The organism is Bacteroides intestinalis DSM 17393, assembly GCF_000172175.1.
GTDB lineage: Bacteria > Bacteroidota > Bacteroidia > Bacteroidales > Bacteroidaceae > Bacteroides > Bacteroides intestinalis.
Genome location: NZ_ABJL02000008.1, coordinates 3,306,798 through 3,331,504, shown reverse-complemented (window position 1 = coordinate 3,331,504; position 24,707 = coordinate 3,306,798). Strand labels below are relative to the sequence as shown.

General features: G+C 43.6%; 25 protein-coding genes and 1 tRNA gene. 15 read left to right on the top strand and 11 right to left on the bottom strand.

Annotated elements, in window-relative coordinates; genetic code table 11:
• Positions 1 to 25 precede the first annotated feature (25 nt).
• The 10 genes from BACINT_RS22680 (at position 26) to BACINT_RS22635 (ending at position 8,525) form a co-directional block, all read left to right on the top strand.
• Entirely contained in the window at positions 26 to 838 is an 813-nt protein-coding gene (locus BACINT_RS22680) for a MotA/TolQ/ExbB proton channel family protein (protein WP_007667673.1), read from the top strand.
• 31 nt (positions 839 to 869) lie between these two features.
• On the top strand, positions 870 to 1,475 hold the full coding sequence (locus BACINT_RS22675) for an ExbD/TolR family protein (RefSeq protein WP_007667672.1): 606 nt from the start codon (positions 870 to 872) through the stop codon (positions 1,473 to 1,475).
• A 12-nt stretch (positions 1,476 to 1,487) separates the two neighbouring features.
• A complete protein-coding gene (locus BACINT_RS22670) occupies positions 1,488 to 2,144 on the top strand; it encodes an ExbD/TolR family protein (RefSeq protein WP_085930034.1) in 657 nt (218 codons plus the stop codon).
• 26 nt (positions 2,145 to 2,170) lie between these two features.
• Positions 2,171 to 2,986 carry an energy transducer TonB gene (locus BACINT_RS22665; protein WP_007667667.1) on the top strand — a complete coding sequence of 272 codons (816 nt, stop codon included), beginning with the start codon at positions 2,171 to 2,173 and terminating at the stop codon, positions 2,984 to 2,986.
• 13 nt (positions 2,987 to 2,999) lie between these two features.
• Complete coding sequence (locus BACINT_RS22660) at positions 3,000 to 3,950, top strand: PstS family phosphate ABC transporter substrate-binding protein (RefSeq protein WP_007667665.1); 951 nt, start codon at positions 3,000 to 3,002, stop codon at positions 3,948 to 3,950.
• Between the two features lie 5 nt (positions 3,951 to 3,955).
• Positions 3,956 to 5,401 carry a tetratricopeptide repeat protein gene (locus BACINT_RS22655; protein ID WP_007667662.1) on the top strand — a complete coding sequence of 482 codons (1,446 nt, stop codon included), beginning with the start codon at positions 3,956 to 3,958 and terminating at the stop codon, positions 5,399 to 5,401.
• 229 nt (positions 5,402 to 5,630) lie between these two features.
• Complete coding sequence (locus BACINT_RS22650) at positions 5,631 to 6,485, top strand: ABC transporter ATP-binding protein (RefSeq protein ID WP_007667660.1); 855 nt, start codon at positions 5,631 to 5,633, stop codon at positions 6,483 to 6,485.
• Complete coding sequence (locus tag BACINT_RS22645; RefSeq protein ID WP_007667655.1) at positions 6,482 to 7,318, top strand: hypothetical protein; 837 nt, start codon at positions 6,482 to 6,484, stop codon at positions 7,316 to 7,318. Before BACINT_RS22650 ends, BACINT_RS22645 begins: the two co-directional genes overlap by 4 nt.
• Before the next feature lie 2 nt (positions 7,319 to 7,320).
• Positions 7,321 to 7,689: a GntR family transcriptional regulator gene (locus tag BACINT_RS22640; protein WP_007209418.1), complete on the top strand. Its 369-nt coding sequence runs from the start codon at positions 7,321 to 7,323 to the stop codon at positions 7,687 to 7,689.
• Positions 7,690 to 7,700: 11 nt separating this feature from the next.
• Positions 7,701 to 8,525 carry a hypothetical protein gene (locus BACINT_RS22635; RefSeq protein WP_007667654.1) on the top strand — a complete coding sequence of 275 codons (825 nt, stop codon included), beginning with the start codon at positions 7,701 to 7,703 and terminating at the stop codon, positions 8,523 to 8,525.
• 58 nt (positions 8,526 to 8,583) lie between these two features.
• Here the strand turns inward: BACINT_RS22635 and BACINT_RS22630 are convergent.
• Positions 8,584 to 8,656 (bottom strand) — tRNA-Met (locus BACINT_RS22630).
• 235 nt (positions 8,657 to 8,891) lie between these two features.
• Here BACINT_RS22630 and BACINT_RS22625 point away from each other — a divergent pair.
• Genes BACINT_RS22625 through BACINT_RS22615 form a run of 3 tightly spaced genes read left to right on the top strand, consistent with a single transcriptional unit; the run spans position 8,892 to position 10,929 of the window.
• Positions 8,892 to 9,479: a TetR/AcrR family transcriptional regulator gene (locus BACINT_RS22625; protein ID WP_007667653.1), complete on the top strand. Its 588-nt coding sequence runs from the start codon at positions 8,892 to 8,894 to the stop codon at positions 9,477 to 9,479.
• 23 nt (positions 9,480 to 9,502) lie between these two features.
• Entirely contained in the window at positions 9,503 to 10,249 is a 747-nt protein-coding gene (gene fabG / locus BACINT_RS22620; RefSeq protein ID WP_007209579.1) for a 3-oxoacyl-[acyl-carrier-protein] reductase, read from the top strand.
• 8 nt (positions 10,250 to 10,257) lie between these two features.
• Positions 10,258 to 10,929: an RluA family pseudouridine synthase gene (locus BACINT_RS22615; protein ID WP_007667648.1), complete on the top strand. Its 672-nt coding sequence runs from the start codon at positions 10,258 to 10,260 to the stop codon at positions 10,927 to 10,929.
• An 83-nt stretch (positions 10,930 to 11,012) separates the two neighbouring features.
• Here the strand turns inward: BACINT_RS22615 and BACINT_RS22610 are convergent, their stop codons facing one another.
• The 10 genes from BACINT_RS22610 to BACINT_RS22565 form a co-directional block, all read right to left on the bottom strand.
• Positions 11,013 to 12,044, bottom strand: a complete 1,032-nt coding sequence (locus BACINT_RS22610; RefSeq protein WP_007667647.1) for a DUF4857 domain-containing protein — start codon at positions 12,042 to 12,044, stop codon at positions 11,013 to 11,015.
• Between the two features lie 36 nt (positions 12,045 to 12,080).
• Positions 12,081 to 12,749, bottom strand: a complete 669-nt coding sequence (locus tag BACINT_RS22605; protein ID WP_007667646.1) for a hypothetical protein — start codon at positions 12,747 to 12,749, stop codon at positions 12,081 to 12,083.
• 129 nt (positions 12,750 to 12,878) lie between these two features.
• Positions 12,879 to 13,766 (bottom strand): ABC transporter ATP-binding protein, encoded by an 888-nt coding sequence (locus BACINT_RS22600; protein WP_007667645.1) that lies wholly within the window; start codon positions 13,764 to 13,766, stop codon positions 12,879 to 12,881.
• A 294-nt stretch (positions 13,767 to 14,060) separates the two neighbouring features.
• Positions 14,061 to 14,633 carry a PepSY-associated TM helix domain-containing protein gene (locus BACINT_RS22595; protein WP_007667644.1) on the bottom strand — a complete coding sequence of 191 codons (573 nt, stop codon included), beginning with the start codon at positions 14,631 to 14,633 and terminating at the stop codon, positions 14,061 to 14,063.
• Positions 14,620 to 15,204, bottom strand: coding sequence for a hypothetical protein (locus tag BACINT_RS22590; protein WP_021967641.1), 585 nt, complete (start codon positions 15,202 to 15,204; stop codon positions 14,620 to 14,622). Before BACINT_RS22590 ends, BACINT_RS22595 begins: the two co-directional genes overlap by 14 nt.
• A 35-nt stretch (positions 15,205 to 15,239) precedes the next feature.
• On the bottom strand, positions 15,240 to 16,856 hold the full coding sequence (locus BACINT_RS22585; RefSeq protein ID WP_007667642.1) for a DUF6850 family outer membrane beta-barrel protein: 1,617 nt from the start codon (positions 16,854 to 16,856) through the stop codon (positions 15,240 to 15,242).
• Positions 16,857 to 16,903: 47 nt separating this feature from the next.
• On the bottom strand, positions 16,904 to 18,226 hold the full coding sequence (locus BACINT_RS22580; protein ID WP_182426059.1) for a DUF4876 domain-containing protein: 1,323 nt from the start codon (positions 18,224 to 18,226) through the stop codon (positions 16,904 to 16,906).
• Between the two features lie 25 nt (positions 18,227 to 18,251).
• Positions 18,252 to 21,236, bottom strand: a complete 2,985-nt coding sequence (locus BACINT_RS22575) for a TonB-dependent receptor (protein WP_007667640.1) — start codon at positions 21,234 to 21,236, stop codon at positions 18,252 to 18,254.
• Positions 21,237 to 21,478: 242 nt separating this feature from the next.
• On the bottom strand, positions 21,479 to 21,742 hold the full coding sequence (locus tag BACINT_RS22570; protein ID WP_021967645.1) for a hypothetical protein: 264 nt from the start codon (positions 21,740 to 21,742) through the stop codon (positions 21,479 to 21,481).
• A 370-nt stretch (positions 21,743 to 22,112) separates the two neighbouring features.
• Positions 22,113 to 23,471: a sigma-54-dependent transcriptional regulator gene (locus BACINT_RS22565; RefSeq protein ID WP_007667638.1), complete on the bottom strand. Its 1,359-nt coding sequence runs from the start codon at positions 23,469 to 23,471 to the stop codon at positions 22,113 to 22,115.
• Positions 23,472 to 23,562: 91 nt separating this feature from the next.
• Here BACINT_RS22565 and BACINT_RS22560 point away from each other — a divergent pair, with 91 nt between their 5' ends.
• Positions 23,563 to 24,402, top strand: coding sequence for a peptidylprolyl isomerase (locus BACINT_RS22560; RefSeq protein ID WP_007667628.1), 840 nt, complete (start codon positions 23,563 to 23,565; stop codon positions 24,400 to 24,402).
• 36 nt (positions 24,403 to 24,438) lie between these two features.
• On the top strand, positions 24,439 to 24,705 hold the full coding sequence (locus tag BACINT_RS22555; RefSeq protein WP_007667618.1) for a four helix bundle protein: 267 nt from the start codon (positions 24,439 to 24,441) through the stop codon (positions 24,703 to 24,705).
• The last annotated feature ends 2 nt before the right edge of the window (positions 24,706 to 24,707 follow it).

The following is a 24,707-nucleotide window of genomic DNA, read 5'->3' as shown; positions in this document are numbered from 1 at the left end:
TACAAACCCATTTAAATTTTTCATCATGGAAACTATTCAAAAGAAATCTGCCTCTTTTAAAGGCATCAAATCAGCCGGTTGGGTAATCGTAATTTGCTTTATCGTTGCCGTGCTTATTTTTCACTTTGTGTTGGGAAATCCCTCTAACTTTATGAACAATGACCCGAACAATCATCCGCTGCCAGGGAACTTCCTCGGTACTATCTATAAAGGTGGATTCATCGTTCCGGTTATTCAGACTCTCTTGCTGACTGTTATCGCACTGAGTATTGAACGCTACATTGCAATTGGTGCTGCTTTCGGTAAAGGTTCATTGGCTAAATTCGTTGCTAACATTAAAGCTGCTCTGGCTGCTGGCGATATGAAGAAGGCTCAGGAACTTTGTGACAATCAACGTGGTTCTGTTGCTAATGTAGTAAATGCTACTCTGAAGAAGTATGCTGAAATGGAAAATGATACGACTCTTGCCAAAGACCAGAAGTTGCTTGCTATCCAGAAAGAGCTGGAAGAAGCTACTGCACTGGAATTGCCAATGATGGAGCAGAATTTACCTATTATCGGTACTATCACTACTCTGGGTACATTGATGGGATTGCTTGGTACAGTTATCGGTATGATCCGTTCGTTTGCCGCTTTGGCTGCCGGAGGTTCTGCTGACTCAATGGCATTGTCACAAGGTATTTCCGAGGCTTTGATTAATACTGCTTTCGGTATCTTAACCGGTGCATTGGCCGTTATCTCCTATAACTATTATACCAATAAGATTGATAAGTTAACTTACAGCCTTGACGAGGTTGGTTTCTCTATTGTGCAGACATTTGCAGCTACGCATAAATAGATCGGTCGAACCCTTTTAAAATACTACAATTATGGGTAGAGCGAAAATAAAAAAGAAAAGTACGTTCATCGACATGACGGCGATGAGTGACGTAACTGTATTGCTGCTGACATTCTTCATGCTGACGTCTACGTTCGTGAAGAAAGAGCCGGTACAAGTTACCACTCCGGCTTCCGTATCCGAGATTAAGATCCCGGAAACGAATATCCTGCAGATATTGGTCGATCCGGACGGAAAAGTGTTTATGAGTCTGGACAAACAGTCTGACTTGCGCGAGGTGCTGGAAGCAATGGGGCAAGAATATGGGGTGACTTTCACTCCGGAGGAAACTAAGAAATTCTCATTGGCATCTACTTTCGGAGTGCCGATGAAGAGTATGAAGAAGTACCTCGATTTGCCGCAGGATCAGCAAGACGCTGTGTTAAAGAATGAGGGGATACCTACCGACAGTATCGATAATCAGTTTAAAGCTTGGGTACGTAATGCCCGTGCTACGAACAAAGATTTACGTATCGCCATCAAGGCGGATGCCAATACTCCTTATTCCGTAATCAAGAATGTGATGAACTCACTTCAGGACCTCAGAGAGAACCGGTATAACCTGATTACTTCTCTGAAGACTACTTCTGAAGACTAACAGAAAGGAAATATTATGGCTGAAATACAAGAAAGCGGCAATAAGAAAAAAGGCGGAAAAAATAAGCAAAAGAAAATGACCGTCAGGGTGGACTTTACACCGATGGTGGACATGAATATGTTGCTGATTACCTTCTTTATGCTTTGTACTTCACTGAGTAAACCTCAGACTATGGAGATAAGCATGCCGAGCAATGATAAGAACGTCACAGAAGAACAGCAGTCGAAAGTGAAGGCTTCACAAGCTATCACATTACTGTTGGGAGGTGACAATAAATTGTATTATTACGATGGAGAGCCCAACTATAAGGACTACAGTTCGCTGAAGGAAACAACCTATCAAGCGGACGGTCTGAGAGCAATGCTTTTGCAACGTAATAGAGCTGCTGTAAATGAAGTGAATAACTTGAAACAGCAGAAACTGGATCTTAAGATATCAGAGGAAGAATTTACGAAGAAACTGGGTGAAATTAAGAGCGGAAAGGATACTCCGACCGTAATTATCAAAGCCACAGATGATGCTTCGTACAAGAATCTGATTGATGCACTCGATGAAATGCAGATATGTAATATAGGTAAGTATGTGATTACGGATATCGCCGAAGCCGATGAGTTCCTGATAAAGAACTATGATAGCAAGGGAGAATTGTCGCAGAACATTGCCGAATAATGTGTAACACCTAAAAAAGTAAGAATATGGCTAAAGTAGATTTAAGTTCTTCGGAATGGTGTGACCTGATATTCAGTGGCAAGAATAAAGCCTATGGTGCTTATCAGTTAAGAGAGAAATCTCCGAAGCGTCATAACATTGCTGTGATACTGGTGATCGTCATCGCATTGGTAGGATTCAGTATCCCTACCTTGATTAAGATGGCTACGCCGAAACAGAAAGAAGTGATGACTGAGGTGACTACCTTATCTCAATTGGAAGAACCGGAAATTAAGCAGGAAGAAATGAAAAGAGTGGAGCCGGTTGCTCCCCCGCCTCCTGCACTGAAGAGTTCTATCAAATTTACGGCTCCCGTCATCAAGAAAGACGAGGAAGTGAGAGATGAGGATGAAATTAAGAGCCAGCATGAATTGGCGGAAACGAAGGTGACTATTTCTATCGCTGACGTGAAAGGTAATGACGAAGAGCATGGTAAGGATATTGCCGACCTGAAGCAAGTGGTAACACAGGCTGAACCGGAACCTGAAAAGGTTTTCGATATGGTAGAGCAAATGCCTCAGTTCCCCGGTGGTCAGACAGAGATGATGCAGTTCATCAGCAAAAACATGAAGTATCCGACTATCGCTCAGGAAAACGGAACACAAGGCCGTGTAACTTGCCAGTTTGTGGTGGGTGCCGACGGACGTGTACGTGATGTGAATGTACTGAGAGGTGTAGACCCTTATCTGGACAAAGAAGCTGTCCGCGTGATCATGTCTATGCCGAAGTGGATTCCCGGTAAGCAGAATGGTAAAGCAGTGTCGGTGAAGTATACAATACCAGTTGTGTTTAAGTTGCAATAATAATGTGTGTGTCATGAAAACGGTGAAACAACTTCAACTTTTAGGTTTGGCGGTGATACTGATTCTAGTGTCTGCCTGCCAAAGTAAGTCCAAGGACGGACTGACGGATACGTACACTTCCGGCGTGATAGCAATTGCTGCGGACGAAAGCTTCCAGCCTATCGTGCAGGAAGAGGTGGATGTATTTGAAGGTGTATTTCCTTTGGCAGGAATTGTGCCCCGTTATGTGACGGAAGTAGAAGCCGTCAATCTATTGCTCAAGGACAGTCTGCGGTTGGCAATCACCAGCCGCAGACTGACACCGGAGGAGATGAACTCTTTCAACAGCCGGAAGTTCTTCCCGCAGGAGATAAAGATTGCTACGGATGGGTTAGCGTTGATTACCAATAAAGATAATCCTGATACGCTAATTACCGTGAATGATATTCGCGACATCCTGACGGGAAAGACCACACAATGGAGAGAAATTTATCCGGCATCTCAGCTGAAAGATATTCGTCTGGTATTTGATAACAAGAATTCCAGTACCGTTCGTTTTGCTGTAGATTCTATTTGTAAGGGTGCTCCACTGTCAGACCAGATAAAGGCGTTGAAGACTAATAGAGAGGTCATTGACTTTGTGTCAAAGACTCCTGATGCTATCGGTATTATCGGCGTGAATTGGCTGAGCGACCGCAATGACAGTACTGGACTCTCCTTCAGCAAAGAAGTACGGGTGATGTCCGTCAGTGCTGCCGACAAGGCAACGCCGGAAAACAGTTTCAAACCCTATCAGGCATATTTGTTTTACGGTGATTATCCGTTGACACGCAGCATCTATGCCCTGTTGAACGATCCGCGAAGTGCACTTCCGTGGGGATTTGCTTCTTTCCTCGCATCCGACCGGGGACAGCGGATTATTTTAAAGTCGGGATTAGTACCCGCTACCCAACCGGTACGGGTGGTGAATATAAAAGATAAATAACTAAAATGAATGCTATTATGAAAACGATGTTAGTTCTTAGTATGGGAGCGTTGCTGTTGGCCGGCACACTTTCCGCACAAACGCCTGTACCTGAATGGCAGGCTGGGGTAGATAAAATGAAAAGCCTGATTCAGACAAATCCTGCACAAGCTTCTGAAGAAGTAGGGGAATTGCTGAAAGGGAAAAACAAAAAGAATGTGGATCTTGTAACTTCCGTAGCCCATGTTTATCTGGATGCCGGGAAGCTTACCGAAGCTCAGGAATACCTGGCAATGGCGAAGAAAGCCGATAATAAAGATCCCAAGGTATCTGTGTTGGAGGGTGATATTGCTCTTGCACAAAAAAATATAGGGCAAGCTTGCCAGCTTTATGAGCAAGCCATCTATTTTGACCCGAATTGTAAGGAGGCTTATCTGAAGTATGCACAGGCTTATAAGTCTGCCAGTCCTGCACTGGCTATTGAGAAGTTGGAACAACTCAAAGCTGTAGATCCGAATTGTCTGGAAGCCGATAGGGAACTGGCGGAGGTATACTATTCCAGCAATCGTTTCGGCAAAGCTGCTGAAATGTATGCTAAGTTCATCGATACGCCTCTTGCTACGGAAGATGATATGCTGAAATATGCTTTTGCACTGTTCCTTAATCATGATTTTGAGAAGTCATTACAGGTTGCTCAGAAAGGTTTGCAGAAGAATGCCCGTCACGCTGCTTTCAACCGTCTTGTCATGTATAACAATACGGATCTGAAACGCTATGAAGATGCGGAGAAGGCTGCTCATGCTTTCTTTAATGCTTCGGACCGTGCTGATTATTCTTACTTGGATTACCGTTATTATGGTGCTCTGCTGAGTGCATTGAAGAAATACGATGAAGCTATTATAGAATATGGTAAAGCATTAGAGAAAGATGGTACGCAAGTAGACTTGTGGCGTGAAATCTCCGATGCCCATGAAATGAATAATAATTATGCAGAGGCTATTGCTGCGTACCGTAAATATTACGATGCATTAGCCAAAGACAAGAAGACTCCTGAAACATTATTCCAGTTAGGACGTCTTTATTACGGACAGGGCACGTCTTCGGACTCGCTCGCCGTGCAGCCTGCCGACCGTAAACTGGCATTGCAGTCTGCTGACTCTGTGTTCACCCTTGTTTCCGAACAAGCTCCCGACAGTTATCTGGGAGAAATGTGGCGTGCCCGGACCAATTCTGCCATGGACCCCGAAACTACTGACGGGCTGGCGAAACCTTATTACGAAAAGGTAATGGACATGCTGCTGAGTAAAAATGAACCGAAGTATAACTCTGCGTTGATAGAGTGCTACAGTTATCTGGGCTACTACTATCTGTTAAAGAGCGACTATCCTACTTCAAAAGAGTTCTGGAATAAAATTCTGGCTATAGACCCCACCAATGCTACTGCCAAAAAGGCGTTGGAAGGCATCAAATAGCAACAATTTTAGTTGTTTGTCGTGTCGGGAGGAGTGGAGAGTGATTCTTAGCTCCTCCTTTTTTTATGTTTTTTTCTGTAAACGCTTGGATTATTAAAAAGATTATCTACCTTTGCGGCGTACTAATAAACTAATACACTAATATTGGAATTAACAAGGTGTCAGATACCAGTTGACAAGGCCTTCTTCTTGTATCTTATTTCCTTGCCACCTATAAAAACATATAAGTATGCTACAGGTAGAAAACATTTCGTTCAGTTATCGTCGGGGGAAAAAAGAAGTCCTGCACGATTTTTCGCTCTCATTAGAGAGAGGTAGGGTATACGGGTTACTGGGAAAGAACGGTGCCGGCAAATCTACACTGCTTTATCTGATGAGCGGTTTGCTTACTCCTAAGAGTGGGAAAATAATGTACCATGATACCGATGTACGTCGTCGGTTGCCTATCACACTACAGGATATGTTCCTGGTTCCCGAAGAATTTGAATTACCTCCTATATCTTTAGTTAGCTACGTGGAGCTGAATAGTCAGTTCTATCCCCGTTTCAGTAAGGAGGATATGGTGAAATATTTGCATTACTTTGAAATGGAGCAGGATATTGATCTGGGAGCCTTGTCTATGGGGCAGAAGAAGAAAGTCTTTATGAGCTTTGCATTGGCTACCCACACCTCACTGTTGATTATGGATGAACCGACCAATGGTCTTGATATTCCGGGTAAGAGCCAGTTCCGTAAGTTTATTGCTTCGGGCATGTCGGACGATAGAACTATTATTATCTCTACCCATCAGGTGCGGGATATTGATAAGATACTGGATCATGTGGTGATCATGGATAATAGTCATGTGTTGCTTGACGCATCCACTGCCAACATCTGTAGTAAGTTTCTTTTCGTTGAAAGTGATGACCGCGAATTGACAGAAGCAGCAATTTACACGCTTCCTTCCATACAGGGTAATTTCTTGATGTTGCCGAATACGGATGATGAAGAGTCGGAGATCAATCTTGAATTGTTGTTCGGTGCTGCGCTTACGGACCCTGAGAAAATAAAAGGAATGTTTCACCCTAAACAGAATGAACAATGATACGCGATACCTTTTTTAGTGCACCCCGTTTTGTGAACTTATGTCGCAAAGAAATGGTGGAGAGTTGGAAGGCAAATTTGCTCCGCTTCGTAATGATGTACGGTATAATGGCGATTGCTTTCGTATGGAACGGATATTTTCAATATAATTATCCGGAAGGTCTGATTAATAGAGGGGTAACTCAGGATCCTATCTGGAATTTTGAGTTAGGAGCTTTCGTCTGGGCACTTGTTATTATGGGGCTTTTGAGTGCTTCGTTTATAATGGAGCGCATGAAGACTAAAACGAGCCGGATAGCTATGTTGATGATTCCTGCCACAATGTTCGAAAAGTTTTTCTCACGTTGGCTGGTATTTACCTTCGGTTTCCTTATCGTATTTCTAATAGCTTTCAAACTGGCGGACTGGACACGTGTAACAGTTTATATGATTAGTTATCCCGAGTTGAAAGGCATTATTGCTTCTACTCCGCTTTCCCATCTGGTAGGAAAAGGACAATTCTGGACGGTTTTCGATGATTGCAATTATTTCATGTTGGGAGTAAGTGCTTATTTCTTTGCACAGTCCCTGTTTGTTTTGGGTAGCTCCATTTGGCCAAAGAATTCATTTGTGAAGACTTTTTCAGCTATTGTTGTGATTGCTATAGTTTATATAGCGATAGGCTCAGTATTAGCGAAAATGCTATTTGAAGGTCGCAGTGGTGGAGTAAATCAGACCGTATCGGATGAAACGATGACACTCTCAACTACGGTAATCTTTTTCGCAATGGCCGTCTTTAACTGGATAGTTGCCTATTTCCGTTTTAAAGAGTCTGAAATCATTAACCGCTGGTAAGTATGAATTTTAAAGAAAGTAAAGCCATCTATCTTCAAATAGCAGATCGCATTTGTGACGAGGTACTTCTCGGGCAATATCGGGAAGAGGAACGCATACCATCCGTCAGAGAATATGCAGCTGTGGTAGAGGTGAATGCCAATACGGTGATGCGTTCATACGATTATCTGCAATCGCAGGAAGTTATCTATAACAAACGTGGTATCGGTTATTTTGTTGCTTCCGGTGCTCGCGCGTTAATCCTTTCATTGCGCAAAGAGTATTTCCTCAAAGAAGAAGTAGATTATTTCTTTAAGCAGATGTATACCCTCGGTATTTCGGCGGAAGATATGTCCGCTATGTATCGGGAATTTAGTAAGAAACAAAAATAAAGAAGAAGATTATGAAACGAACAACTTATATAATATTTGGAATGTTGCTTACCGGATTGGTTGTGGTGTGCGCTGGCATATTCTACGCCTCTATGCAAGTTACAGGTTGGGATAATAATTTCCTGGATATTAAAGGAGAAAAGAAGACGGTTCAACTGCCGGAATGCAAAGTTATACAGATGGTGGCAATTAGAAATATCATCACTACCGGCGAGGGCGAAAAGAAGGGAATAAGAATGCCGGCATTTGGAGAGCTCCCTTTGAAAATTACTCCTGCCGAAGCTGGACAGGGAACTTTCACTTATGCTTCCGGTATGGATGAATTTATGACGATGAACTCAGTTGGAGATACATTACGTATCGTATTTGATTTTCCTAATGATAAGCTTGAAAAGAAATATCATGACCTGTATTGGCTTTATTTACGCTCCGAAGAGATGACTATAGCTCTGCCGGATCATGTTCAGTTCTTACAGACCAGTCTTGAAGCTCAAAAAATGACTGTTGAAGGGTTAACCCGCGATTCATTGTCTTTGATGGTGCAAGATTATGCTACCATAAATGACTGTAATTTTAGAGCTCTAACAGTCCAGAATGGTGCGTGGTTGTTTAATACTGGCAAAGCGGACAATTTGTATCTTCATTTGAACGGGATACGGAGTTGGAATGTGAATGCAAGTTCTTTCCATGTTGATACGGAATATCTATATGCTCATGGTAATCAAAAATGTACTTTGGAGAAAGGCGAATGTCGACAGGTACTTTGGATGCCTCAATCGGAAGGCGCTTCATTGGATATAAAGTTGAAAGAAGCAGCGACAGTAGTTGTGAAATAACAATAGGTATTGCTAGAATACGAAAAAAGACCGTTGAAAAACGGTCTTTTTTATTTAGTTGCGGAGATCCGACTCGAACGAATGACCTTTGGGTTATGAGCCCAACGAGCTACCAACTGCTCCACTCCGCGATGTTTAACGGGTGCAAAGGTACGGCTTTTTGTGGAATAAACAAATAAAATCCATCTTATTTTTCCTAAAAAGTGTAACATATAGCCTAACATGTTGATAAGTAGCTTTATAGTAAATATGCTTTTTTATCCTCTTCCTGTGACCGAATGTTAATAAAATCTGCGTTTTCTTGTGTGGTATACAGAAATGTTTTACTTTTGCTCAAATTATTAAGCAATGTGCAATTATTAATATATGGCCGTATCGAAGACAAAAGCTAAATTAGTGGATGTAGCCCGTCAGCTATTTGCAAAGATGGGTGTTGAGAATACCACGATGAACGATATCGCCCTTGCTTCAAAGAAAGGTAGAAGGACGCTCTATACCTATTTTAAAAGTAAGGAAGAGATCTATATGGCTGTTGTCGAATCGGAGCTGGACATCCTTTCGGATATAATGAAGCGGGTGGTAGAGAAAGATATCTCGCCCGATCAGAAGATAATCGAAATGATTTATACCCGCCTGGATGCCGTGAAAGAGGTGGTGTACCGGAATGGAACACTCCGTGCTACCTTTTTCCGTGATATATGGAGGGTAGAGAAGGTGCGAAAACGTTTTGATGCCAAAGAAATACAGCTTTTCAAGGATGTTCTCCGTGAGGGCGTGGAGAAAGGGGTGTTTCTGGTTGACGATATCGACATGACTGCCGAATTGGTGCATTACAGTGTGAAAGGTATTGAAGTGCCTTACATACGTGGGCATATAGGTGCTAAACTGACCGATGAAACACGTGGACAATACGTTGAGAACATCGTGTTCGGAGCACTGCGTAGAAAAGAATAACTTTAATCAATAATTAAAAAAGTATGGGATTATTAGATGGAAAAACAGCCATTGTAACTGGTGCTGCACGCGGTATCGGTAAGGCTATCGCATTAAAGTTCGCTTCTGAAGGAGCAAATATCGCATTCACTGACTTGGTGATTGATGAAAATGCAGAGAATACGGCAAAGGAAATTGAAGCAATGGGCGTGAAAGCTAAAGGTTATGCTTCAAACGCTGCTAATTTTGAAGATACTGCCAAGGTGGTAGAAGCTATTCATGCAGACTTTGGCCGCATCGATATTTTGGTAAACAATGCAGGTATCACCCGTGACGGTCTGATGATGCGTATGAGCGAGCAACAATGGGATATGGTTATCAACGTTAACCTGAAATCCGCTTTCAATTTCGTTCATGCTTGTACTCCGATTATGATGCGCCAGAAAGCTGGTAGCATAATCAATATGGCTTCTGTTGTAGGAGTTCACGGCAATGCCGGACAAGCCAACTATGCAGCTTCCAAAGCAGGTATGATTGCCTTGGCTAAATCTATCGCACAGGAATTAGGTTCTCGCGGTATCCGTGCCAACGCTATCGCTCCGGGCTTTATCCTGACCGATATGACTGCTGCATTGTCTGACGAGGTAAGAGCCGAATGGGCAAAGAAGATTCCTTTGCGTCGTGGTGGTACTCCCGAAGACGTGGCAAACATTGCTACCTTCCTGGCTTCTGATATGTCTTCTTATGTATCAGGACAGGTGATTCAGGTAGATGGTGGTATGAATATGTAAGAAAGCGTATGACTGTCGTATACGAGGACAATCATATCATTATAGTCAACAAGACCGCTTCCGAGATCGTTCAGGGAGACAAGACGGGGGATACGCCGCTTTCGGAAATCGTAAAGCAGTATCTGAAGGAGAAATACCAGAAACCCGGTAATGTCTTCATCGGTGTTACCCACCGGCTGGACCGCCCCGTGAGCGGTCTTGTTGTATTTGCCAAGACCAGCAAGGCGTTGTCCCGCCTCAATGAAATGTTCAAAACCAGTGAGGTGAAGAAGACTTACTGGGCTATCGTAAAGAATGCCCCGAAGGAGCCGGAAGGAGAATTGGTGAATTATCTGGTGCGCAATGAGAAGCAGAACAAAAGTTATGCTTATGATAAGGAAGTGCCGAAGAGTAAAAAGGCTATCCTGCACTATCGGTTGATAGGTAAGTCGGATAATTACTTTCTGTTGGAGGTGGATCTGAAGACCGGGCGGCATCATCAGATACGATGCCAGCTGGCAAAGATGGGATGTCCTATCAAGGGAGACTTGAAGTATGGCTTTGCCCGTTCCAATCCGGATGGAAGTATTTGCCTGCATGCACGTCGTATCAGTTTTGTGCATCCGGTATCTAAAGAAATGATTGAAGTGGAGGCACCTGTGCCGCCGACGAATCTTTGGCAAGGCTTTCAGATGATATAGGAAAGAGCTTACTATAAAATAGAAATGCGTCAAAAGACAGGATAGTCTTTTGACGCATTTCTATTTATGGCTTTACCCTCTTATCAGAAGCGTGGCTTCACATATTTATCCTGAGAGGAAGTAAAACGTAATCCCGGTATGCTGTTACTCTTTCTTGGGAAGCTGATGGACTTGATAAGCGAATAATCATCCGCATCCAGTGCATAATATTCGTCCGCATCGGCTGTTTTCACACAAACTGTCCAGTCGAACATATTTCCGAAGATAGACAGGGCATCCTCTTCAGGGTTGAAAGAAGGAACTCCGGTCTTGATCACATCATAAGTCTTATTGTTCAGCACATAGAAGTTGTTATCCATATCCGTCAGGAAACCCAGCGTCTTGCGGTCCTTGAACTCCGTGATGAAAAGATACTTCGCATTTAAGCCTTCCGGCAGGGAAATAGCACGTACATACGGGCGTCCTTTCGTTTGTTTCAGATGGAAAAGTCTTCCTTCATTGTCTAAAATCAGATAACCTTCATCGTACTCCTTGCGAGTGGTGGGATTACCAGCCAACCGGCGGGCAGGGAATTTAAACCCTTTCTTCACCATAGCCTCTGTGAACAGTTGGCTTTTGTCAGCATCTACCGTATTGGTTTTCATACCGATAAATTCAATTCCTTTCGAGGTGATACGGAACACATCATCGGGCATAATCAGATCCACGCGTCCCGACATACTCTCCAGCAAAGGATAAAGTTCTATCTTGGAGGCATTGATATCCGAAGCTGCCGAGCGGAAGCTGAAATTCGTAAGCTGCACTTCGCGCGGAGTGACGGCAACACCATTGATGCTGTCCGGGAACCGCTCATCCGCCATAAGCTGGCGCATGTAGAAGAACGGGAGAATACTGTCCGTCTGCTCCTGTGTATATACATTACCGGACTGGTCGCGCCGTACCACGCCTTTGCCATCTTCATTGCCCATGGAGAGGAAGTCGCCGAGGACACAACTGTACATGGAAAAAGGAACCTTCGATGGCTTTGCCGCAAAGAAAGAATAACACCAAGGCAACTGCCAGATAATGAGCAATGCAATGGTGATGTATAAGAATATTTGACTAAAACGTTTCATTGTCTTTTTCGTTCTTAATAGTGAATGTATAACCTGTTAATCTTGTTCTCCTGCCTTGAACCGTGCAATGGAGAGCCATGAGAGACTTGCCGTGAGCAGGGTGTAGATTGCCAGCCAGGGCAGGAAAGCGTTGTAGGCTTCCGGTGCCGGAGCCAGGAAAAAGATACGCAACAGCAATACAGAGATTACCAGATTGAGGACGCGGCGTTTCCAGGTCGGTTCTAGGCATATCCATGAAATCAGAAGATAAGCGGCAATACCTGCCAAATACCAGGGAAGAACTGTCAGCAGAATCCGCGAATAAAGTTCCGGAGCCAGGACGCCTTGCATGTAAACCGTCATCAGCAGGTAGTTGGCGGCAAAGCAGATAAGTAACACTACCAGTCCGTAGAGCAGCATCAGGTTAATCATCCGCAGTTGCGGGTAGGGCAGATGCAATGTCAGTTTCAGGCATTTATGGTGCATTTCGGGTACGAATTGTACCAGAGCAAGCAGTATCCCGACCAATAGAGGAATAAATTCCAGTAAATCCACGAATACGGTATCCCGTGCCAGCATAACTTCCCAAACGTGTTCCACGCCTTTCATGCTGGCAACACGGTTGATGCGCAACATCGAGTATCCGGCAAAACCGAGCGTTACAAGCAGTGCAAGCAACAGATACCAGCGGGTTTTAATCCATTCTTTATAAAATATAGCGTTCATGTTAGTTAATTATGAATTATGAGTTATTAATTATGAATTATGGGTTATGAGTTATGAATCGTGAGGTAGAAACAGACTTCCTGCTCTGCATAGTAATTCATAATTCATAATTTATAATTCATCATTTAATCAGTATTTTCCCGTCAGTCCGATAAAAGCATCTTCCAGGTTTACAGTCTCGCATTTCAAATCGCTGTAAGGCACTTGCAGGGCTTTGAAACGAGTCTCTACTTCTTGTTGAGGCAGGAACGAGAAGGTTTCCAGCGTGTTTCTGATAAGAGACGGATGGTAGAAATCCTTATCTTCCGGCATCTTGTAACCTTCGGGCAACGTGCAGGTATAGCGGCGTATCGTGTCCAGGAGTTCCTTTACGGGTTGCTGGATGAGGATACGTCCGTAATCCATGATGATGCAGTCGTCTACCAGGCGTTCCATATCCTGAATGATGTGCGAGGTCAGGAAAACAGTTTTGTTTTCCGAGCGGGCATAGTCACGCAGATAGTCCACGAAGAGGCGGCGGTAGCCGGGGTCCAGACCGAGAGAGAAATCGTCCAGTACCAGCAATTCCGGGTTTTGCGCCAGGATAAGTCCCAGTGCCACTTGCGAACGTTGTCCGCACGACATACGCGAGATGCGCTGTCCGGGAGCTACTTTCAGTTTGTCCATCAGGTCGTAGTACGCTTCTTTGCGCCACTGTCCCGGATAGAAAGCAGAATAAAACTTCTCAATCTCCCGGATGGTCATGAACTGATATTGCACGTGTCCCTCGATGAGCAGACCGATGTTACGGCGTGTTGAGGGGTGCATCGTCTGAATGTCCTGTCCGAAGATGGAGCATTGGCCGGAGCGGGGTTTCAGGTAACCGCTCAATATATTGATCGTTGTGGTTTTTCCTGTACCATTCTTCCCCAGCAGTCCCAGGATGCGCCCTTTAGGCACGCTGAAGCTGAGGTTTTCGTAAATTAACCGTTTGCCATAATAGTGCGTCAGGTTATTGCATTCAATGATATTCTCCATTGATATCTTTTGTTTTTAGTATTGAACCTATTTTAATTACTCGTTAGCTGCATGGATTGATCTCGGAACTCCTGTAGGTAATTCCATTTACCCCAAATGGTAACTCCATTTACATGCCGGGGTAAAGGTCGTTACATACCGAGGTAAAGAGCGTTACAATAAGCGGTAAAGGTCGTTACATGCGGCGGTAAATGCTTTTACCTCTTGCGGTAAATGCTCGGTAAATGCAATGCTTTGATAATTAGACTGCTAACCAATGTTTATACCTCGGGCTATATGCGAAGCTTGAGTCGTTTATAGAAATAGAAAAAGTAACGGAATCAGTATACCTGCTGCAAGTTCTATACCTCCGCGTCCCCACAAGCCTTTTGGTCCTTTCAGCATCACCATTCCCGTGACGGTAATAATGATGAGTCCTACGGCAAACACATCTGCGAAGTGAGTCCACCATCTTCCGGGATTGTAATGCAGCTTGGTCAGGGCGCTTATCAACGGACGACGTGTCAGCTTCTCGTAAACGGCTTGCTGGGTCTGCAGATTGACCATCAGGTTGGAACCGCCTTTCAGGAATACCTTCATCTGGTTTTCCTTCGGGAAGTAATGTTTGGTATAGTTCTTTTCTTCACCGAGTGGTGCCAGCAGCTTCAGGACATCATCCTTTTCCATTCCGGCTTGCGGTGGCATCACTTCGGTAATGGTATATTCCTGTCGTTCTACCGAGTAATTGGGATTGATCGTATTCCGGTGGTTCATCACAATTCCGGAGATGGCATATATCAATACCATCCCCGAGAAGAAGAATGAGAAGTCCCGGTGGATTATCCGGCTCCATTTCCGAAATGCGGTTCCCGCCTTACTGAATTTCATAGTTGGCGGCTTCCATATAATAGAATGACAGATAGGGCTTTCCTGATTCGGCCTGACGCTTGGCTATTTTGGCGCGGAAGTCAGCGATACGTGCTTCGGGCGTATTGGCTGTTTCGCCGCGTGCTTTCTTCTCAGTGCTGCATCCGGCTTCGCCTTCACCGTGCTTTTCGGCAGCGGCAGCTTTCAAGCGTGATTCCCATTGTTGCAGATAAGCTTCGTCCACACGTTGTTCTTTCAGGGTTCCGGTGACGCGAACGATGCTGTTGACGCACTTCGTATCGAAAGAACCCAGTTTGGCTGCTTCTACACGGATGGTCTGTGTGTCGTCGCTACCCATCAGGAAGATTTTGGTGGCGCCGTGCTTGCAGGCATGTGTACATACACCTTCGATGGTGACTTCCTGGTCGGTCAGTGACTCGGCGTTAGCCAGAAGATCGTCTATTTCCATGGCACCGGAGGCCTGTTCGGTGGTTGCGGTTTCTTCAGTGCTCTTCTGCTTGTTGCTGCAAGAAGTTCCGATAAAGAATAATGCCATGATGGCGGCTGCGATTGATAATGTTTTAGTTCTCATTGTTGTTTTTTGTTTATTGTTAATCATTATTGTTGTTAAAAAGTAACTCCCAAAGTCCACGTCAGCTCATGGCGTTGACTCCCTTTCGAATATTCCACGTCGAATGCTTTAGTCATGGCGTAGCGGATAGAAGTATATCCTTTCATACCTTTTGCACCTATTGCATGCGCGTATTTGAAGCCGATTTCCCCTTTCAGCCGTTTGCAGGTAAGGTATTCAAATTCTTGGTGCAGAAACGTATCCATACTTTTGGGGGCGGACTGGCTCTCCGACGGAGTGGCATAGGTTCCGTCTTTTAGGGCGTTTCCATTACCCAAAACGTATGTTCCGCCTAAATATAGACTATACATATCTTTTGAGTGACATATGTTGTGTTCACCTGACAAATGAAATGTTGTGGAGGTGATATCCTGTTTCCGGTAATACGGATACATAGAAGCTGTAAGTTCTCTGCTGAAATAAGAAAAGCTGCCTTTTGCCACCCATGCAGGACATCCGTCTGTTACCAAAAAGTTGCCTCTATATTCAGCACTCAGATTCAAAGTGGTCTTGTCTGTGGTATCCAGCGTTCCGTAATAATCTACATTATTGATACCACCACCTTCATTGTTATACCGATAAATATTCTCGAAATTGTTCAATGTTTCTTGTTGGAAATCAATGTGCAGGGAATGCAAATTTTTCCGTTCTTGTAAAGTTAGTGTTCCGTTATACGACAGTATATCAGACTCATGTTCGCTATAAACTACTGTGGCAGGAGATTTCTTACCATAATATCCACTACGTGATTTATAGGCAAATTCATTAAAGAATTGAAGTTTTGGAAGAATGTGCCATTTCAATTGTAAGGCTCCTCCATGATATTCATTGAACAATGGTTTTTCTTCACCCTCTTTTGTATATCCGTTTTCTCCGAACTGTTCCATAACCCCGAAGAAACTACCGTAACTGATCAGTGAATTATATATCTGGTCAGTAGTGCCATACATGTCCAGTAACAGTCCCTCCGTACTTCGGCGATAATAATAGTTTGCCCCCAACTCAATTTGTTTGTTGAGTAGATAACTTACTCCGACAGTCACATTCATATCAAGTAGTTTGTTGACATGACGCAAGTCCTTTTGCTTGGCATAATTGGCAGCAGTGTAATCTACCTTTCCTCCGATCGTTATCTTTTTTGAGAGGTCGGCACTGACGGCTCCTACCAGATGATAGTTTTCCTGCTTTTTATCTCCCCGATTTTCATCGGTATATTCTACGATGTCGAAAGGAGTATTCTTCGGATTGATAAAATATGAACCACTCATGTTTTTGCCCGCAAAGTTACGGTAGTCTACTTTCCCGTAGAATACTACTTTGGAATTGAGACGATAGAATGACTCCACCTGAGCACCGAATTCCAAGCTATTGTCCGACTGGAAATAATCAATAAATCCTCCGTTCTGTTTATCTACGTATACCTCTGCCGTAGTGATACGAGGGATAGGCAGTGTATGTAGTCCGGCGGCATTCTCACTGTTAAGCCAGGCTTCCGATTGCTTGATATACGGAAGATTCTTCCAGCCAATAGAGTCGGAATATTGCACTGCAAAGACGGAGCAGATAGCTCCGCTAAGCAGTGTGAATAGGAGTATTCTCTTATTTATAAGCATCAATACTGGGCTGTTTTCGTAGTTTAATTGTTCAAGAGAGGCAGTTATTAATCTCTCAAAGAAGCTTGTTTACGCTGGTGGAAATCATTTGTCGAATTATTCGTATCCTGGTAAATGATACGTGCTCCATTCTTCAGAGATGCCTCAGCGTCTATACCACTTGGATCAGTGCTTCCATCTGTTCCATAATTATAGCTGTAAACCAGTTTACCACTATTTCCTTCCACTGCTTCGGTAGCTTGTTTGTCTACGTTGCGGTATGAAGTGTAGCCCTGTGCATTGGTCAGGACTGTGTATCCAGCATCAATAGCAGGCGTCAGGCGCTTTTGACTCTTGGCCAGTTGTGCCTGGCTGAAAACTTCCACTGCATCCAGTATCCAGTCTGTAGGAACTTTTGCGCAACGGTAAACAGCATTACCTTCTTTATCGGCTGTGTAATGATAATCTGTGTTGCTGGCGAAGACCTCAGGAGTGACATCGTGAGTCGAGAAAATGAAGAATGCGGGAGACTGGTTGCTCAATACCCATGCTGTTCCTTGCCCATATTTATAAGCTGTAAAATAGTTTGCAGTAGGAATACTCTCTGAAGGAGTGGGGTAATAGTTTGTCTGACTAAAGTCTTCAATATCATATGTACAATAATCTGCAGTGCTTAAATTCACAGAGTTAGAGTAAGTCAATGTGTGGTTGATGGCTCCGTTCAGAGCTATAACTACTTGTTTCCCGGCTTCGATGGTTAAGTTTCTGGGCAAATACCAGATTCCACATCCGGCAGGAATATAGTTGTCGTTGGCATAGGATAGTACTCCGTCTTTATAATCGTTGATTGTAGAGTTTGCATTGTATGGGTTGACCATTCCTAAGCAGAAGTTTTCCAACGTGGCAGCCTGTTCTGAATTGTTATATAGTATAACATACTTGTCATATTGATAATTTCCGGAACCGTCATCTTTCTGACATCCGCCTACATACAACTCTTTGATAATAACTTGTCCTGATTTGGATTCTGTTAAGGCCACTTCTACGACACTGTCACCAGTCCACGTTTCCGTTACCGTGATGCCGCTTTTAACTCCGTTCAGTATAAAGGAGTAACCGTTTGAAGCGCGTTTTTCAGAGGCAGAAGCTTCATAGATACCTGCCGGTACAGTGAAAGCAGCCTTACCATTGGCATCGGTGGTAGCATCATAAGTAGTACCTGTACTTCCGGTTAACTTTACCGGAACTCCTTCTACTGCACTTAATTCACTTCCTGACGGATAAGCCAGTTGTACAGTCACCAGATAGGTTTTGTACACATCATTCTCATCGTCGCTGCACGCTGCGCAAAAGAGTAATACACTAAGAATTAGAAAAGCATACTTTTTCATTTTCATTTCTATTTTAATTAAACACTTATAATTTTAGTCTGATTGACAAACCGTAGTAGAACTGCGGAATGTATGAACTGTTGTAGAGTGATGATTCCTGATTGTCTTGTGATGATTTCACCCGTCCCATGTGGTTGAAGAAGTTATTTGCGTAGAATGAAATGGAGGCAAAATCTCCGATCTCTTTTGTCAGGTTAATGTTGGCGGAGAAATACGAGGAAATCTTGTTGGGGTTAAAATAGTAAGATGTACTCGATTTAGTTACGAGTTTTGCCAGCTCATTATATAACGCTGTGTCATTCTCCTTTGCCCATGCAAATTTCTCTGCAAAAGGTATCCGGGTATCCGGATCTTCCCACGTAGAGTAATAGAGCGGGTAAACAGCTACATATTTGTTTTTTCCGTAGATATCATAATCAGTACTAAAGTAATCTCCGGCATTCTCCAGGGCAAAGCCTCTACTTTCTCCGTTGCTGTATTCCGACAAATTCTTCTTATAATTATAGAAGGAACCTTCTATTCTCATAGAGAGGATCATTCGTATTTTGGGAATATGCGTTGTGATAGTCAGATTCATATTAAGCTGTTTAGACAAGCTGCCGTTAGAAACGGAAGCAGAAGTAGAAGAGGAAGTAGAGGTTATGGAGGAACCTCCATAATAACCCACATACTTATATGGGTTGCCATCAGCCATATTCGATGCTGAGCTTGGCATCCATGCAATCAGGTTTTCTTCTATACCTTTATAATAGTAATAATTTCCATCTAGGCGGACTGATGTTCTCAGCGCGGGGATTTGTGCGAAGTCAATAATCCAGTCGAGTCCCATTCTTTCTACCGGTGAACCGTTTCTATATTGGATGTTCGATTTGAATGTATTGCGGGTATTATAAGATAATTCCTGGCTTGGGTATGCACCTGTTTTATCTGTAACGGTAACGATACCTGTCTGCTGGTCAATACTGTAAACCCTGTTTGCCGAAGGAATTTCGCAATTATTCAGATGCTCTTGAGTTGTCAGATTATAAGAATAAGGTGTGTATACATTGGTACGCATGTATGGATTGTACGTTCTGTTCCGGAAAGCTGATACCGAGACCCTTGTTCCTTTGATGGTGGCTTCCATACCGATCTCTGCTTGTCGGGTATATTGCCACTTCAGGTCGGGGTTATAGATGGCTTTTGAGGGAATCGTGCTGTAAGCATAGAAAGTGGTTCCGTCACTCATAGTTCCGGGAGCAAAGGCCAGTTTATCCGAGTAAGAGGGTGATGGGTAAAGGACTTCAAATGAAGGTAGTTTTACGGATTTACCTACACCGCCATATACATTTAAATTGCTGACCCATTTATCTGCATTCTTCCATAATGTATATTGCGCATTGAAACGTGGAGAGAAACTATTTACTGTTCCGTATTCGGAGTTCTTGATATAGGTGATATCCGAACGTACTCCTGCTGTCAATTCCAGGGAAGAAGAGTTTTCTCCGAGAGGAAGTATTATTCTATCTTCCAGATAGCCTGCTATATTATTAAGAAATGGCAATTCATCATAGCGATATTCACGCCAAGTAGGTGCATAGCGCATATCATCGTAATAGAGTCCCCGGCCTTTGTTACCGCTACTATTCAGTTCCGCCCCAAGCATGATTCTGTTGGAAATCTTTCCCCAACGTTTTGCCCAGTCGGCTTTTAGTTTCACTGCATAGCTGACAGGTTTGTTATCGGTATATGCCAGTTGATACCAGTATCCGGTAGGACTGAGGATAATTTCAGCATTTGGATTCTCATCATAGTTACTTGCTATGAAGTAGCCTTCCTGCGTACTATGAATAAGGGGCTGCGTGGATGCACTGCTTTTATTGGTATTTACTTTAGATAGCTTGTCTGAGTATGACATGGAGGCTGTCAGTGAGAGGTTGGTTATCCACGGTCTGTTCAACAGCCAGTTCAGTCCGATGTTTCCGCGAAAGGTGTAATCGCGTGTTTTTGTATAAGTATCTTTAAAAGCATCCGGGTCGGCTTCAGAATTGTAACCACCTATGTTTCCGGTAAAGCCCGCATTCAGTGAAAGTGGACGCTGGGCTTTCCGGTTCAGGGTATTAGAGTAAGTCAATGTTAAAGAATTGCGATCATAGGCAGTATGTGGAGAGGCCAAGTCAGAGGTTGACTTTGTGCGTTCCAAACTGGTATTAATTGTACCTGCTCTGTCTCCAAGCAAAAAGCCTTTACTTATAGCAATTTGTTTTGTTTTAGGTTGGGTGACCAATTCGATGATAAACGGTGTTTTCCCTTTCCGCGTATTTATTTTTACGATTCCGTTTGATAAATCTCCATATTCCACAGATGGGATTCCTGTAATGATTTCTACTGATTCAATGTTTGAAGAACCTATATTGCGCAGACCGACACCTTTTGTTTCACTCATCTCCGAGTTGTTTTGCAGGCGTACACCGTCTACTGTGATGGCAGTGCCGAAAGAAGCATTTCCCATTTCGCTGCTTCCGCTTCGTAGAGCGATACGTTCGTCAGAGCTTGCCAGATTCTGATCACCGGTTGATTTACCGCCCGGCAATAGAGTGCTGAGACTGCTGACATTTAATATTTGTGCATGATCCAAAGTGGCACGATCTATCGTATATGAAGTTGTTGGATCACTTATTTTTTTCTGTGCTGTAACCACCACTTCATTTAGCGTCAGATTATTTTCTTGTAGTGTGATTAGTAGGTCTTCGATGTTTTTCTGTACATCTATATCCAATGTCTGCGTAACGTATCCCAAATATTGTGCAGTGATTTTTACTTTGCCGGCTGGTACTTGATTGATAGTGAACGCTCCTTTTTCATTACTAATGGCCCACAATTCGTATCCGGGCAAGTATACTGTAACGAACTCCATTGGAGACTTGTTCTTGTTATCAACAACCCGTCCCTTAATTGTATAATGCTGGCAGAATCCTGATTGTATAAAGCCTAAAATGAAAAGAAAGAATAATATATATCTGTTAGCCATCGGGGATGTTATATTAAAACGGTAGTGCTACTACTATTTTTTTTGCAAAGGTAAAGAGATGGTGACAGGTAGGAAATCGCTATTTGTTGGTAATTTAAGGATGTCGTTGGGGGATGAAGTACTTATAAGTAGGTATTTAAGTTTCTGCAAGAAGATAGATGATAGGGTTGGGGCTAAAACGACAAAAGCCGTTCCCCAGAATAGACAAGGAGGGAACGGCTTTTGTGGCAGTGTGCTTACTATTATTCAGCAGGCTGTGCAGGTGTTTCCGTTGCAGGAGTACCATTGGCGGGAGCGTTGGCTGCAGGTTGTTCAGCTTTCGGTTCCTCTGCCTTTGGTTCTTCTGTTTTGGGTTCTTCCTTGGCAGGCTCAGCGGTTTTGGGCTCTTCAGTATTTCCCGTTGCCGGTTGTTGCTGTTGAGTTTTCACCGGGTCCTGAGCATTTGCCACGAAAGAACCACCACAAACAAACATAAACAGGGCTGCTACTAATACTAACTTTTTCATAATCATTTGCTTTTAATTGTTATACTAAATATATATTTTATAGTTAAGAGTTTAGGTTTCCTTTTTTTGATTTAGGAAGCTTGACGCTTACGTAAAATATAGTTGCAAAGCCCGTGCCAGTGAGAAGGCTGATTGAACAAGTTGTTGATTACTAGTGCTATTGAAGATTTTGGAATATGTGGTACAGTGTGGAATTGTGTGGAAAGTGTGGAATCAGGTGTGGAGAAATTCCACACTAAGGTACTCTATTGCATACCAAGTCCGTACCAACACCGTACCAACTCCGTGTCAAGTCCGTACCTATTCTAACTGTATAGATACGGAGTAGGTACGGACTTGATGCGGTTGGTATACGGTGCGAAGAGCCTTTTTAGCTCTCTATTTCGTAAAGTTTCAGTTTATTATACAGGGTTTTGCGGTCTATGCCCAACAGTTGAGCTGCCCGGCTCTTGTTATTTCCCGTTTGCCGCAATGCTTCGATTATCTGATGCTTTTCTGCTTCTTCATTACGTAATGGCAGACCTACGTGGGGATGAGTGATTTGCTGCAACTCGGTCAATTCTTTCAACGTGATAAGTTGGTCCTGCGCTAATAGGGTGGCACGGCGTACCACATTCTTCATCTGTCGCAGATTTCCCGGCCAGTGGTATTCCAGCAATACCCGGGATGCTGCATCATCAAACCCGATCAACTGTTTGTCCAATTCCCGATTGGCTTGGTCGAGGAAGAAGTTGGCAAAGAGAAGGATATCTTCTCTCCGGTCCTTGAGTTCGGGCATGCGTAGGGTGAACTCATTGATACGGTGGAACAGGTCCTGGCGGAAAGTCCCTTTTTCGATGGCCTGTTCCAAATCTTCATTTGTAGCAGAAACCAGGCGTACATCTACAGTGATTTCTTTATTGGAACCTACCGGGCGGATTTTCCGTTCCTGCAAGGCACGTAACAGTTGTATCTGGACTTCGTAACTGAGATTGCCTATTTCATCGAGGAAGATGGTTCCTCCGTTGGCTGCAACAAAGGCTCCTGTTTTGTCTGTCAATGCTCCGGTGAATGAACCTTTTACGTGTCCGAAGAACTCCGATGCGGCAAGTTCTTTTGGGATGGAGCCACAGTCGATGGCAACGAAAGGCTGACCGGCACGCTTGCTGAGTTGATGGATACGGTGGGCTACATATTCCTTACCCGTTCCACTGGCACCATTGATCAGTACCGACATCGTGGTGGGGGCAACCAGTCTTACATAATTATAGAGTTGTTTGGCTGCATCACTCTCTCCTTCCAGATAGTCGGAAGACGGAGTGCCGCCTGCATTTTTCTGATGGGTACTTTCTTCTTTCCCGAAACTGGGGGCTTGTCTGGGAGAAGCAGCGGGTTGTTTCACAGCCTCACTGATTTTCTTTAGAAGTTCGTCCGGATTTACAGGCTTGGCAACGTAGTCGCTGGCACCTAATTTCATAGCTTGCACCGCCGATTGTATATCGGCATAGCTTGTCATCATGATGAGCGGAATGGACAGACCTTGCTCTCCCAACCACTTCAACAGGTCGATGCCGTCCTTGTCGGGCAGACGCAGGTCGGACAAAATCAAGTCGGCACCCTCTGTTTCCAAATGTTTCTGGGCGCGGGCGATACTGCTGACGGAAGCTACCTGAAAGCCTTTTTTGCCTAACCAGGTCTTCAGCATCATACCGTAAGTAATGTCGTCTTCAACGATGAGTATAGATTTCATTGCCTTATCTTTTGTCTCTTTTAAGACACAAAGGTAAACCGATTTGTCTGAAAATCGTATATTTGCAAACTTAATTTAAATAAAAAGCGTTATGAAGAGGAATTTCATTGTATTATTAACCATACTGATTTGCAGCGTTACAGCCTGCCAATCGGGACAAAAGAAAGATAGAAACATGGATCAGGAAACTAAATTGAAGATCGAAACAACTGCGGGTGACATTATCGTGAAATTGTATAATGAGACGCCGCAACATCGTGATAACTTCATCAAACTGGCGGAAGAGGGTACATACGAAGGTACATTGTTCCACCGTGTCATCAAGGATTTTATGATACAGGCAGGTGACCCTGACTCAAAGAATGCTCCGAAAGGAAAGATGCTGGGTGCAGGTGATGTAGGTTATACGATTCCGGCTGAGTTCGTTTATCCGAAGTATTTTCATAAGAAAGGTGCATTGTCTGCTGCGCGTCAGGGTGACAATGTGAATCCGGAGAAGGAATCGTCGGGTTGCCAGTTCTACATTGTGACGGGTAAAGTGTATAATGACACTACGTTGCTGGGCATGGAGAACCAGATGAACCAGAATCGTCTGACTACTGTGTTCAATGCTTTGGCACAAAAACACATGAAGGAAATCTATAAGATGCGTAAGGAAAATGACCAGGATGGTCTGATGAACTTGCAGGATACACTGTTTGCACAGGCTGAGGCGGAAGTTGCCAAGCAACCGGAATTCCACTTTACACCGGAGCAGGTGAAGGCTTATACTACGGTAGGTGGTACTCCGCACCTAGATGGTGAATATACTGTGTTCGGCGAAGTGATTGAAGGCATGGATATAGTAGATAAGATACAGCAGGTAAGAACGGACCGTAGCGACCGCCCGGAAGAGGATGTGAAGATTGTTAAGGTCAAGGTGATAAAATGATAGGATGATAAGATGGTAAGATGATAGGATGATAGGATGATGGAGAAAGAGGATATTATAAAAGATAAGAGTATGGATTTTGCTATACGTGTCGTGAATTTATGTAAATATCTTAAAAAGGAAAAGCAGGAATATGAGATATCCAAACAATTAGTTCGTTTAGGTACAGCTATAGGTGCTTTACAACGCGAAGCTATGCATGCTGAAAGTCAGGCGGATTTTATTCATAAGTTTGCTATTGCGCAAAAAGAATGTAATATTACTCGTAGTATTAAAACTGCGGAAAGTCATATACCTAGCTAATA

Bases quoted from the DNA above. Each gene is read 5' to 3' on its own strand.
- BACINT_RS22625 (WP_007667653.1), top strand. From the start codon at position 8,892: ATGGCCGTATCGAAGACAAAAGCTAAATTAGTGGATGTAGCCCGTCAG.
- BACINT_RS22605 (WP_007667646.1), bottom strand. From the start codon at position 12,749: ATGAACGCTATATTTTATAAAGAATGGATTAAAACCCGCTGGTATCTG.
- BACINT_RS22570 (WP_021967645.1), bottom strand. From the start codon at position 21,742: ATGAAAAAGTTAGTATTAGTAGCAGCCCTGTTTATGTTTGTTTGTGGT.
- BACINT_RS22560 (WP_007667628.1), top strand. From the start codon at position 23,563: ATGAAGAGGAATTTCATTGTATTATTAACCATACTGATTTGCAGCGTT.
- fabG (WP_007209579.1), top strand. From the start codon at position 9,503: ATGGGATTATTAGATGGAAAAACAGCCATTGTAACTGGTGCTGCACGC.
- BACINT_RS22600 (WP_007667645.1), bottom strand. From the start codon at position 13,766: ATGGAGAATATCATTGAATGCAATAACCTGACGCACTATTATGGCAAA.
- BACINT_RS22590 (WP_021967641.1), bottom strand. From the start codon at position 15,204: ATGAGAACTAAAACATTATCAATCGCAGCCGCCATCATGGCATTATTC.
- BACINT_RS22640 (WP_007209418.1), top strand. From the start codon at position 7,321: ATGAATTTTAAAGAAAGTAAAGCCATCTATCTTCAAATAGCAGATCGC.
- BACINT_RS22680 (WP_007667673.1), top strand. From the start codon at position 26: ATGGAAACTATTCAAAAGAAATCTGCCTCTTTTAAAGGCATCAAATCA.
- BACINT_RS22660 (WP_007667665.1), top strand. From the start codon at position 3,000: ATGAAAACGGTGAAACAACTTCAACTTTTAGGTTTGGCGGTGATACTG.
- BACINT_RS22665 (WP_007667667.1), top strand. From the start codon at position 2,171: ATGGCTAAAGTAGATTTAAGTTCTTCGGAATGGTGTGACCTGATATTC.
- BACINT_RS22575 (WP_007667640.1), bottom strand. From the start codon at position 21,236: ATGGCTAACAGATATATATTATTCTTTCTTTTCATTTTAGGCTTTATA.
- BACINT_RS22655 (WP_007667662.1), top strand. From the start codon at position 3,956: ATGAATGCTATTATGAAAACGATGTTAGTTCTTAGTATGGGAGCGTTG.
- BACINT_RS22675 (WP_007667672.1), top strand. From the start codon at position 870: ATGGGTAGAGCGAAAATAAAAAAGAAAAGTACGTTCATCGACATGACG.
- BACINT_RS22615 (WP_007667648.1), top strand. From the start codon at position 10,258: ATGACTGTCGTATACGAGGACAATCATATCATTATAGTCAACAAGACC.
- BACINT_RS22650 (WP_007667660.1), top strand. From the start codon at position 5,631: ATGCTACAGGTAGAAAACATTTCGTTCAGTTATCGTCGGGGGAAAAAA.
- BACINT_RS22565 (WP_007667638.1), bottom strand. From the start codon at position 23,471: ATGAAATCTATACTCATCGTTGAAGACGACATTACTTACGGTATGATG.
- BACINT_RS22585 (WP_007667642.1), bottom strand. From the start codon at position 16,856: ATGCTTATAAATAAGAGAATACTCCTATTCACACTGCTTAGCGGAGCT.
- BACINT_RS22595 (WP_007667644.1), bottom strand. From the start codon at position 14,633: ATGAAATTCAGTAAGGCGGGAACCGCATTTCGGAAATGGAGCCGGATA.
- BACINT_RS22610 (WP_007667647.1), bottom strand. From the start codon at position 12,044: ATGAAACGTTTTAGTCAAATATTCTTATACATCACCATTGCATTGCTC.
- BACINT_RS22645 (WP_007667655.1), top strand. From the start codon at position 6,482: ATGATACGCGATACCTTTTTTAGTGCACCCCGTTTTGTGAACTTATGT.
- BACINT_RS22580 (WP_182426059.1), bottom strand. From the start codon at position 18,226: ATGAAAAAGTATGCTTTTCTAATTCTTAGTGTATTACTCTTTTGCGCA.
- BACINT_RS22635 (WP_007667654.1), top strand. From the start codon at position 7,701: ATGAAACGAACAACTTATATAATATTTGGAATGTTGCTTACCGGATTG.
- BACINT_RS22555 (WP_007667618.1), top strand. From the start codon at position 24,439: ATGATGGAGAAAGAGGATATTATAAAAGATAAGAGTATGGATTTTGCT.